13 protein-coding genes and 2 pseudogenes are annotated in these 10,038 nt (G+C 58.3%); 9 read left to right on the forward strand and 6 right to left on the reverse strand.

Translation table 11 applies throughout. From position 1 onward, the window contains the following. Positions 1 to 38 precede the first annotated feature (38 nt). Both ACTOZL_RS09560 and ACTOZL_RS09565 read right to left on the reverse strand, forming a co-directional pair. Positions 39 to 815: an enoyl-CoA hydratase/isomerase family protein gene (locus tag ACTOZL_RS09560; RefSeq protein WP_482478140.1), complete on the reverse strand. Its 777-nt coding sequence runs from the start codon at positions 813 to 815 to the stop codon at positions 39 to 41. Positions 816 to 836: 21 nt separating this feature from the next. Continuing rightward, complete coding sequence (locus ACTOZL_RS09565) at positions 837 to 1,043, reverse strand: hypothetical protein (RefSeq protein WP_482478141.1); 207 nt, start codon at positions 1,041 to 1,043, stop codon at positions 837 to 839. A 126-nt stretch (positions 1,044 to 1,169) separates the two neighbouring features. Between ACTOZL_RS09565 and ACTOZL_RS09570 the strand changes: the two genes are divergently transcribed. From ACTOZL_RS09570 to ACTOZL_RS09595, 6 genes are all read left to right on the forward strand, one after another. Further along, positions 1,170 to 1,841 (forward strand): hypothetical protein, encoded by a 672-nt coding sequence (locus ACTOZL_RS09570; RefSeq protein ID WP_482478142.1) that lies wholly within the window; start codon positions 1,170 to 1,172, stop codon positions 1,839 to 1,841. A gap of 187 nt (positions 1,842 to 2,028) precedes the next feature. Next, positions 2,029 to 3,108, forward strand: coding sequence for a 3-phosphoserine/phosphohydroxythreonine transaminase (serC, locus tag ACTOZL_RS09575; protein WP_482478144.1), 1,080 nt, complete (start codon positions 2,029 to 2,031; stop codon positions 3,106 to 3,108). Positions 3,109 to 3,255: 147 nt separating this feature from the next. Further along, positions 3,256 to 4,392, forward strand: a complete 1,137-nt coding sequence (locus tag ACTOZL_RS09580) for a 3-phosphoglycerate dehydrogenase family protein (RefSeq protein ID WP_482478146.1) — start codon at positions 3,256 to 3,258, stop codon at positions 4,390 to 4,392. Between the two features lie 13 nt (positions 4,393 to 4,405). Then, complete coding sequence (locus ACTOZL_RS09585) at positions 4,406 to 4,903, forward strand: gamma carbonic anhydrase family protein (RefSeq protein ID WP_482478147.1); 498 nt, start codon at positions 4,406 to 4,408, stop codon at positions 4,901 to 4,903. Between the two features lie 82 nt (positions 4,904 to 4,985). Further along, the gene (locus tag ACTOZL_RS09590; RefSeq protein ID WP_482478148.1) at positions 4,986 to 5,609 is read left to right on the forward strand and encodes a hypothetical protein; all 624 of its coding nucleotides are present in this window, start codon (positions 4,986 to 4,988) and stop codon (positions 5,607 to 5,609) included. Between the two features lie 39 nt (positions 5,610 to 5,648). Continuing rightward, positions 5,649 to 6,191, forward strand: coding sequence for a hypothetical protein (locus ACTOZL_RS09595; protein WP_482478149.1), 543 nt, complete (start codon positions 5,649 to 5,651; stop codon positions 6,189 to 6,191). Between the two features lie 69 nt (positions 6,192 to 6,260). Here the strand turns inward: ACTOZL_RS09595 and ACTOZL_RS09600 are convergent, their stop codons facing one another. Further along, on the reverse strand, positions 6,261 to 7,178 hold the full coding sequence (locus ACTOZL_RS09600; protein ID WP_482478150.1) for a diguanylate cyclase: 918 nt from the start codon (positions 7,176 to 7,178) through the stop codon (positions 6,261 to 6,263). A 356-nt stretch (positions 7,179 to 7,534) separates the two neighbouring features. Between ACTOZL_RS09600 and ACTOZL_RS09605 the strand changes: the two are divergent. Further along, a pseudogene (locus ACTOZL_RS09605) lies at positions 7,535 to 7,944 on the forward strand (hypothetical protein); the annotation flags it as partial. Here the strand turns inward: ACTOZL_RS09605 and ACTOZL_RS09610 are convergent. Beyond that, on the reverse strand, positions 7,939 to 8,385 hold the full coding sequence (locus tag ACTOZL_RS09610) for a PIN domain-containing protein (RefSeq protein ID WP_482478151.1): 447 nt from the start codon (positions 8,383 to 8,385) through the stop codon (positions 7,939 to 7,941). The pseudogene ACTOZL_RS09605 and the gene ACTOZL_RS09610 sit on opposite strands and share 6 nt — an antisense overlap. Next, positions 8,382 to 8,597 carry a type II toxin-antitoxin system Phd/YefM family antitoxin gene (locus ACTOZL_RS09615; RefSeq protein ID WP_482478153.1) on the reverse strand — a complete coding sequence of 72 codons (216 nt, stop codon included), beginning with the start codon at positions 8,595 to 8,597 and terminating at the stop codon, positions 8,382 to 8,384. The genes ACTOZL_RS09610 and ACTOZL_RS09615 overlap by 4 nt, the downstream gene beginning before the upstream one ends. Before the next feature lie 96 nt (positions 8,598 to 8,693). Here ACTOZL_RS09615 and ACTOZL_RS09620 point away from each other — a divergent pair. Together ACTOZL_RS09620 and ACTOZL_RS09625 are read left to right on the forward strand one after the other, a co-directional pair. Next, positions 8,694 to 9,196, forward strand: a pseudogene (locus ACTOZL_RS09620) (VirB4-like conjugal transfer ATPase, CD1110 family); the annotation flags it as partial. 38 nt (positions 9,197 to 9,234) lie between these two features. Continuing rightward, positions 9,235 to 9,477, forward strand: coding sequence for a M23 family metallopeptidase (locus ACTOZL_RS09625; RefSeq protein WP_482478155.1), 243 nt, complete (start codon positions 9,235 to 9,237; stop codon positions 9,475 to 9,477). A gap of 72 nt (positions 9,478 to 9,549) precedes the next feature. On the opposite strand, the gene ACTOZL_RS09630 is transcribed toward ACTOZL_RS09625, so the two are convergent. Further along, complete coding sequence (locus tag ACTOZL_RS09630) at positions 9,550 to 9,753, reverse strand: hypothetical protein (RefSeq protein ID WP_482478157.1); 204 nt, start codon at positions 9,751 to 9,753, stop codon at positions 9,550 to 9,552. Positions 9,754 to 10,038: the final 285 nt, after the last annotated feature.

Genomic DNA, 10,038 nt, shown 5'->3' on the forward strand with positions numbered 1-10,038 from the left:
GGGAACGGCGGCATTTTGTTACGAAGGGAAGCTGTGGCTTACTGGAAGTTTGCCTTCCGCTTCTCCAGGAATGCGCCCAGGCCTTCCTCGGCGTTGGCGTGCATACGCACGGCGGCCTGGTCGGCGGTCTCCTCCTTGAGCAGCTCAGCCAGGGTGGTCTCATGGGCCTTGTTCATCAGGGCCTTGGACTTGGTGTAGCAGTTCAGGGGGCCGCGGGCGATCTTATTGGCCAGCTTCATGGCCTCGTCCATCAGCTGGTCAGCGGGATAGACATAGTTGGCGATGCCCAGGGTCTTCATCTCGTCGGCCTTCACGGCGCGCTGGGTGAGCATCAGCTCCTTGGCGATGTTGGGGCCAACCACACGGGGCAGCAGGTAATGGCAGGCGCAGTCGGGGATCAGGCCCACCTGGCCAAAGGCCACGATGAACATGGCGTTGTCTGCCACCAGGGCGATGTCAGCGGCCATCACCAGGGAGGTGCCGGCGCCGGCAATGGCGCCGTGGGCAGCGGCAATGACGGGCTTGGGGAAGGTGTTGAGCAGGGTGGTGAACCCACCGGCCACGGTCATGAAGTCGAAGAAGGCGTCCTCGGTGGTGATGCCCTTCATCTCGGCAATGTCGCCGCCGGCGCAGAACGCGCGGCCCTCACCGTTCATCACCACGCAGCGCACGGCAGCGTCGTCACGGGCGGCCTCAAAGGCGGTGGTCAGGTCGGCGAAGATCTGCTTGTTCAGGGAGTTCATGGCCTTGACGCGGTTGAGGCTGATGACAGCCACGCTGCCCTCCACGCGGTACAGGACGGTTTCCAGTTCCATAGTAATCAGTGCTCCTTTTTATCAGTAGTGTTGTAAATGGTAGGCGCTTCTTGCTCTTCCTATTATATCATACCCCAAAGCCCTTGAAAAGCATAATTTCAAAAAGCCCCGCTGCCGGGGTTTTTCCTTGTCTATCTGCCCGAAAATAGCCCTTTTGTCCCGTCGCTTTTTGTCGAGGCCGTAAAAATCCGGCAGGAAATCCCCGAAAAGGGTTCCTTTTCCGTCCATTCTGTGGTATATTACAAAACGGTAACAGCTCTGTCACACCCCGTTGGACAGCCTGCCGCCACCCTGTTTGTACATCCAAACACTTGAAGATACCCCCACACGCAGCCACCAAAGGAGTGACCGCCTATGCACCAGTCCATCGCAAAGTTCCTGCTCACCATCCTACTGTTGACCGCCCTGTTCCCCGCCGCCTTTGCCGCCAGCTTTGAGGACATCAACCAACCGGAAGTCTTCCTCAAGCAAGAGCGCAACGGCACCTGCACCCTGGCCTCTTCCGCCATGATGCTCCGCCGGGCCGCTATGCTCCGGGGGGACGAGAACTGGGCCGAGAGCACCGAGAGCTCCAACCGTGACGCCTATTGGCGCTCCGGCCGGGGCCTGCCCTATGTGTTCTCCTACAACGGCTTTACCGTGGGACACGCCTTCCTCCCCGGCGGGGAGGCAAACCGGCAGGTCCTCATTGACCTGCTGGCCCAGCACCCGGAGGGCATCGTCCTCCACGCCGCCTGCGTCCCCCACGGCATCCTCCTCACCGACTACACCGACGGCGTGTTCTACTGCGCCGACCCCTCCCAGGCCATCGCCCCCGGCCGCATCCCCATCGGGGAGGCCTACGGCACCCGGATTGAGAACTCCAATGCCTACTGGTTTGTGACCTCTCCCGCCCTGCGCCTGGACAGCCCCCTGGAAGAGCTGTGCTCCAACCTGAGCCAGCAGACCGCCACCCCGGCGGTGTCCACCGCCCCCCTGGCCCTGGCCTCCGGCGGTGTCCAGCCCCTTCCCTTGGATACATTCTGAGCACGGGAAATTCCCATGAAAGCCTGGCTTTCGTGGGAATTTTTTTGCCTGTTTTGGAGTTTTTCCCCAAAGGGGGTAGGTTTCCGTTGACGGGGTATCCTACCATGGACTATAATAAACAAGAATACACCTGCGTCCGCGCGATGCAAATTCGACACAGTACAAAAGCGAAAGGGGAACTTTTCTTATGGCAAACGATCGTGTTTTCAACTTCTCCGCAGGCCCGTCCATGCTCCCGCTGGAGGTCCTCCAACGGGCCGGGGCAGAGATCACCAACTACAACGGCTCCGGTATGTCCGTGATGGAAATGAGCCACCGCTCCAAGGTCTTTATGAAGATCTTTGACGACACCCAGGAGAAGTTCAGAAAACTCCTGAACGTGCCCGAGGGCTATAAGGTCCTCTTCCTCCAGGGCGGCGGCACCATGCAGTTCAGCATGGTCCCCCTGAACCTCATGGGGGCCACCGGCAAGGCGGACTACGCCGTCACCGGCCACTTCGCCAAGCTGGCCAAGAAGGAGGCGGACAAGTACGGCACCACCACCGACGCCACCCCCATGGATGCCTTCACCGCCATCCCCGCCCAGGACAAGCTCAAGCTCAGCGCTGACGCCTCCTATTTCTACTACTGCTCCAACAACACCATCGAGGGCACCCAGTGGCAGTATGTTCCGGAAACCGGCTCCGTGCCCGTGGCCTGCGACATGTCCTCCGACATCCTCTCCCGTCCCATCGACGTGAGCAAGTTCGGCCTGATCTATGCCGGGGCCCAGAAGAACCTGGCCCCCGCCGGCCTCACCATCGTCATCATCCGGGAGGACCTGGCAGGCAAGGAGCTGCCCATCACCCCCGCCATCATGAACTACAAGCACATGATCGACAAGGACTCCATGTATAACACCCCCCCCTGCTGGTGCATCTATATGCTGGGCCTCATGTGCGACTGGTTGGAGTCCCAGGGCGGCGCCGCAGGCATCGAAAAGCTGAATATCAAAAAGGCCAACATGCTCTACGAGGCCCTAGAGGGCACCAAGCTCTTCCAGCTCTCCGCCCAGAAGGAGGCCCGCTCCTTCATGAACGTGACCTTCCGCACCGGCTCCGACGAGCTGGACGACAAGTTCGTCAAGGCCTCCGTGGAGCAGGGCTTCACCAACCTGAAGGGCCACCGCTCCGTAGGCGGGATGCGCGCCTCCATCTACAACGCCATGCCCATGGAAGGCGTGGAGGCCCTGTGCGACTTCGTCCGCAAGTTCGACAAGGAAAATTAAGGATGAAAGTTTTCGTCCACCTTTTTCAAAAGGTGGCGGAGTCCAGAGGCAGAGCCTCTGGCCAGGTCCAGGGCGGGAGCCCTGGCCAGGTTTGGGCGGGAGCCCAACCGAACCCGTCGTCAAAATGATTCTTCGAGGTGACCAACCATGTATCATATCAAAACCATGAACAAAATCTCCAAGGTGGGCCTGGCCCAGCTGGACGACCGCTTTGAAATCAGCGACACCATGGAGCAGGAGGACGCCATCCTGGTGCGCTCCGCCAAGCTCCACGACTACGACTTCCCCGCTGCATTGCAGTGCATCGCCCGGGCCGGAGCCGGGGTGAACAACATCCCCCTGGACCGGGCTGCCGACAGCGGCGTTGTGGTGTTCAACACCCCCGGCGCCAACGCCAACGGCGTGAAGGAACTCACCTTGGCCGCCCTGCTCCTTTCCTCCCGGAAGATCGCCCAGGGTGTGGCCTGGGTGAAGGAGCAGTCCGCCGCCGGGGAGGACGTGGCCGCTGTGGTGGAAAAGGGCAAGTCCGCCTATGCCGGCCCGGAACTCCTGGGCAAGACCCTGGGCCTGGTGGGCCTGGGGGCCATCGGCGTCCTGGTGGCCAACGCCGCCGCCGCCCTGGGCATGGACGTTGTGGGCTATGACCCCTTCCTCTCCGTGGCCAACGCCCTGAACCTTTACCCCGGGGTGGAGATCGTAGACAGCCTGCCCCAGCTCTATGGCCGGGCCGACTATATCTCCCTCCACCTGCCCATGAACCCCAACACCAAGGGCAGCATCAACGCCGAGGCCTTCGCCGCCATGAAGGACGGGGTACGCATGGTAAACCTGGCCCGGGGGGAACTGGTGGATACCGCCGCCCTGAAGGCCGCCCTGGACAGCGGCAAGTGTGCCGCCTATGTCACCGACTTCCCCTCCAGCGAGACCGCCGCTATGGAGGGTGTGGTGGCCATCCCCCACCTGGGGGCCTCCACCCCGGAGTCTGAGGACAACTGCGCCATCATGGCTGCCCGCCAGGTCCAGGACTACCTGGACAACGGCAACATCGTCAACTCCGTGAACTACCCCAACCTGACCATGGCCCGCAGCGGCAAGAACCGGGTGTGCGTCTTAGCCAAGGGGGCGGATGCCGCCGCCATCGTGGCTGCGGTCCCCGCCGTGGCTGCCTCCGCGTCCCAGACCAGAGGGGACTACAGCTATACCATCCTGGACACCGACGCCCCTGTGGACGCCGCTGCCGTCAGCGCCATTCCCGGCGTGGTGCGGGTGCGGGTCCTGGGCTGAGGAGGGCCACGCCATGCCCAACATCCATCCCACTGCCTGGGTGGCCCCCGGGGCCTTTGTCCGGGGGGACGTAACCCTGGCAGAACAGGTAAACGTCTGGTACAACGCCGTCCTCCGGGGAGACCAGGAGACCATCACCGTGGGGAAAGCCAGCAACATCCAGGACAACTGCGTCCTCCATGGGGACGCAGGCTGTAACGTGGCCGTGGGGGAATACGTCACCGTAGGCCATGGGGCCATCCTCCACGGCTGCACCGTGGAGGACAAGTGCCTCATCGGGATGAACGCCGTGGTGCTGGACCACGCAGTGATTGGCGCCGGCTCCATTGTGGGGGCCGGGGCGGTGGTGTCCGCCGGCACGGTGGTCCCCCCCAACAGCCTGGTGGTGGGGATTCCCGGCAAGGTGAAGCGGTCCCTGACAGAGGCGGACATCCAAGGGACTGTGGACAACGCCATGAACTACCTGACCCTCACCGAAAAAGGCCAGGCAGACCCAGAGAACCATCGCTAAGCACCCTATAGATTACACCTCGTAGCGCCTGTGCCCCCAGCCCCACCCCAAGGTATACTTGGAGCCTGAAAGGAGCCCTGCCATGAATTTCCAACTCAGTCACCCGGAGCATCTCAGTGTCCAAGGCCCCGACGGCCGGGTCTGGCGGGGCGCCAACCAGGCGTGGTATCCCACCCCCTGGCAGCGCCGCGCCGGCTGCGGCCCCACCACCGCTGCCACCCTCCTGGCCTATCTGGGCCGCAGCCGCCCGGAACTGGCGGAGTTAGCCCCGGAGGAGGGCTCCTTCCTGCCCTACATGGAGGCCGTCTGGTCTTATGTCACCCCTGGTGGCCGGGGGCTGGACGACCCGGAGGGCTTCCTCCTGGGCTGCCGCAGCTTTGCCCTCTCCCGGCACTGTATCCTCCGGGGGGAAATCCTGTGGATCCCCCCGGAAACTGCCCAGCGGCCACCCCTCACCCGCTGCCGCAGCTTCCTCACCAGCGCCCTGGATGCCGACTGCCCCCTGGCCTTCCTGAACTATTCCAACGGGAACCTCAGCGGCCTGGACAACTGGCACTGGGTCCCCCTGGTGTCCGCCAAGGGCAAGAAAGCCTCCTTCCCCTGCGTCATCCTTGACGAGGGCCAGGAGGGGGAGATCGACTTTGCCCTGTGGCTGAAGAACACCAGCCTGGGAGGCGCCCTGGTGGTGCTCACCCCGGAGGAGTAGAAGTACATCATTCTGTATATAGACTAGGAGGTGAGAACCATGCTGGAACAAAAAGATTTACAGGCCATTGATGAAATAATCCAAAAGCGCATCGGTGAATCGGAAGCGCGGACAAACCAGCGCTTTGAGGAAATGCAAGCGCAGATGGACAGACGGTTTGAAGCAGTAGACAACCGCTTTGAAGCCATAGACAATCGCTTTGAAGCCATAGACAACCGCTTGGATGCCATGGATAAGCGGTTTGATGCCATAGACAACCGCTTGGATACCATGGATAAGCGGTTTGATGCCATGGACAACCGCTTGGATGCCATGGACATGCGGTTTGATGCTATGGACAACCGCTTGGACGAGATGAAGGGGGACATTTGGCAAAGTGTCTCGGTCATGATGGACGCGAAATTCGATAAGCTCTTCCATCTTCTGGCGGAGAACCAGCAGATTTTACAGGAGAAGATGGACCAGCTCCTGGGGGAGAAGCTGCCTGAACGGGTGGAGAAAACGGAAGGGGACGTACAGGTTTTGAAGGTCGCTGTCCGCCACCTCAACCAGGATGTGGAGGAGCTCCGGGCGGCCAAGTAAGAAGAGATAGAAGAGAAGCGGGCGCTGTCCAAACGACAGCGCCCGCTTTGTCCAACGCAGTATGTAAGCTTATTTCTCCCGCAGCTGCTTCATGGCGTCGCCGCACCACACCACCTGGTTGCGCCCGAAGCGCTTGGCGTCGTAGAGCATGGTGTCGGCGATGTTGAGATAGGTCCGGTAGTCGTCGCCGCTTTTGGGGGTCACGGTGACGCCGCCGATGCTCACGGTAACCCAGGGCCCCACAGAGGGGGTGTGGGGGAGGTGGAGGTCCTCAATGCGCTTGCGCAGCTGCCGCAGGTGGTCAAAGACCATCTGGGCGTCCCCGCCCAGGATGATGCCGATGAACTCCTCCCCGCCGTAGCGGGCCACGAAGTCTGTGGTGCGCCGGAGGTGGTGCGCCAGGACGCCAGCCACGGCAGAGATGACCTTGTCCCCGGCGGGGTGGCCGAAGCTGTCGTTGTAGGCCTTGAAGCGGTCGATGTCCAGCATACAGATGGAGAGGGGGATTTGAAGGCGGGTGGCCTCCTGCCATTTCACCACGCTGTAGCGCTCATAGCGCCGCCGGTTGGCGATGCCGGTGAGCTGGTCAGTCATGGACTGCCACTCCACCTGCTTGCGGTAGCGGTAGAGCTTGATGTGGGTGTTGACCCTGGCACGCACGATCTGTGGGTGGAAGGGCTTGGCGATGTAGTCCACGGCCCCCAGGGTGAGGCCCTGCTGTTCATGCTCCATGTCCCCCAAGCTGGTGATGAGGATCACCGGGACGCTTTGGGTAATGACCTCGTCCTGTAATTTACTCAAGAGGGTGAAGCCGTCCATGCCCGGCATCACCACGTCCAGCAGGATCAGGGAGTATTCCCCTGTCCCCGCATAGGCCAGGCAGTCCTCCGCTGTCTGGGCTACGGTGATCTCGTAGTCGGTTTCCAGAATGGTCCGCAGTTGGATGGCCTGTACAGCGCTGTCATCCACGATCAATATCTTTTCCATATCGTCTCTCCTCGTGTTCTCGCATAAAGCGGCGCGATGCGCTTGGCTGAAATAGATCATGTTTTGTTTTTAGTATACCATTTAGAACACAATGAAACAACCGATTTTGCCGGAAAATTCTATTAAAATAACAGTATCTGTGATGGATAAACGATTGAAAGGAACTTGCGCCCCAAAATGAACGGAGAGCAAAATTTTCTGTTGCAAATCGTCTCTTGCCGGGTCGATCCCGTGGGATAGTTCTTTTCTAAATTTTACAAAATATGGCGGGTCCCGTAAGTAGCACGGGGCCCGCCTTGGTGTTTGAGTGTTGGTATTAAATTTTGTAAGTAGCTAACAACTGGTGAATATTTTACTGCGGTTTTTTCGAGAGCATCCCCCTCTGGGCGGTGACCCTCATCGGCGGACTGTTTATCTGGGTGCTGTCGTTTGTGATGATCCTCAGCGTGTATGGAAGATTTTCAAGGTATTTATGTACACCTCGATTGCGCCGATTCCTTTATCCAGCTTTGCCGGAGAGCCGATGCAGGGCGTGGGGAAGAATTTTCTCAAAGCCTACGCCGCCGTTTGCCTGGAAGGGGCCGTGATCGTGCTGGCCTGTGTGATCTTCTCGGCCTTCGCTGGTACGCCGCCGACGGTGGATGCAGACGCGGCGGCGGCTACCATGGTGTGGAAGTATATTGGGGAAACTTTGTTTAATATGCTTATCCTGGTAGGCTGCGTGAAGATGGCGGACCGGATCGTGCATGAGATGATGGGGCTATAAATCAGTACGAGAGGTTGCTTCCTCAGTAGGGGTAAGCAACGCTAAAAAATCGACGGGCGTATAGACAGGGATGGACGCTTTCGTGTAGTCACGCAAATTTCTTGTCACGATGCAATCCATTCCCTCCCGGACTGCGGACTCGACTATGATGGCATCCTCATAGTCCGTAATATCTGTGGACAGGGCCCGGCGGCAATCGATCCCTCTTGTGTCTCGTAAGTCAAAGAGCTGGAACAGTGTTGTAAGGATGCGTCTGGTTTCTGCGTCACTGTGCGTGGACCGGTGGGTCAGGTAATAAATGTCAGTGATAGACTTCGCCGTTAAAAATCCATCAAAGCGACGGTTCGCTACCGCAAGGAAAAGCTCCTGAGCCGCGTTATGGAATGGCTGACGATTTTGGAGGGCATCTATCACGATACAAGTGTCGATCAAGGCTCTCATAATGTCTCCAAACGCTCCTTCTTTGCTTCTTCCAGGGTTATGTCTGCAGGCAGGACGCCAAATAGAGATTTGGCCGCATCGACCCGGTCCTGAAATGGATTGGTCAGTTTCGCCACGACCTTTCCGTTTCGGGTAATGTAAATGTCCTCGGTCTCAGACAGCGAGAGGTATTTTCCAAGATTCATTTTTAATTCTGTTGCTGTGATCGACATAACATGGCCCCCTTCGCCGCCTTGGGGTTCGTCAGCTACCACGGCATGACGGCGGAGCAACCACGAAGATCACGATTTATAACCACCGTCTGCGCTGTCTGCCCGGACAGCATCGAAAAGCATAGCGATTATTTGAAACTCGGTGATCAGTATTGCCGGTTTTTTTGAAGGACTATGCCAGCGATATCAAGGACGCCATGGTGACGGACCGCACCAACTGGCAGCGGCGGCAGAACCAGAACAACAACTTTTCCGCTGTGGTCCCCTATGACATGGAATTGCAGCGCAAGGAGAGTAAGGAGTTTTTGGATGACCTCACCACCCGTGACCAGCGGATGATGTTTGCGGTGCTGACCATGGTACTGACCGCTGACTCGAAGAAGCAGCTTGACGCAGATACAGAAACCATACTTTCCGTTGCCAGGAAAAATATGTGTCAGATGGCGGTTTTGAAGTTCCAGCAGCTGGACGGGCTGAATACTGTCCTTCCCATCGGGGTACGGAAGAGTAACACCTTCCGCACTCTAACTACGGAATCCCTGGCGGTATTCATGCCTTTCCGGGTACAGGAAATCCAGGGCCGGGGCGGCATATACTTTATGGGACGAATATCTTGGCGGCAAAAGGCGGGACAGTTGTGCTCTCGACTTATGGGTCCTCTTTCGGGAATCATGTCGCCATATCCCACCCTGACGGGAGCCGAACATTGTACGCGCACATGAGTGCCCGTTTGGTTTCCGTAGGGGATACCGTCTCCCAGGGACAGGTGATCGGAAGAGTCGGTTCCACTGGCAATTCCACAGGGAACCATCTTCATTTTGAGGTCTGGACCAATGGTTCCAGTGGCAGCCGGGTGAACCCTATGGACTTCTTTTCATAAAAGTGGAACAAAGGGCCCCTAAGAATAGACCATACCATTCTTAGGGGCTTTGTACTTAATATATAATAGTATTTAGACCTCAATCCCTAACTTCTCTGCAATCTCCTCCAATGTCATCCCGGATGCCTTGGCCTTGTCCATCACAATTTTCATGGTGATGGGATGGAGCAGCTTTTGTTTCTGAGCCTCTAGTGCCTCGATTTCGGCTTGCTTTTTTGCAATCTTCTCGTCAATAGCGGCAATACGCTCCTCAATGGTTTTTCTTTTAACTGCCATAATGGATACCCTCCTAGTAAAAGTTAGTCTAACTATACTGCGAAGATTGTACCCTGTCAATGGCATTTGAAACATCCAGAAAACAGGATTGAAACGAAACAGTAGAAATTCACGCTGCTTTATGCTATACTAACAATAGAAACGGATGCAAAGGAGCCGCCGTCTATGGGACTGCTGCCGATGAATGCCGATATCCTGCCGCCCTCTGATGACCGGGTGTTCAAGCTGATCCTCACCTCACCGGAGGCAAAACCGGTGCTGATGGACCTGATCTCCGCCATCCTC

Source organism: Evtepia sp. (assembly GCF_056797215.1).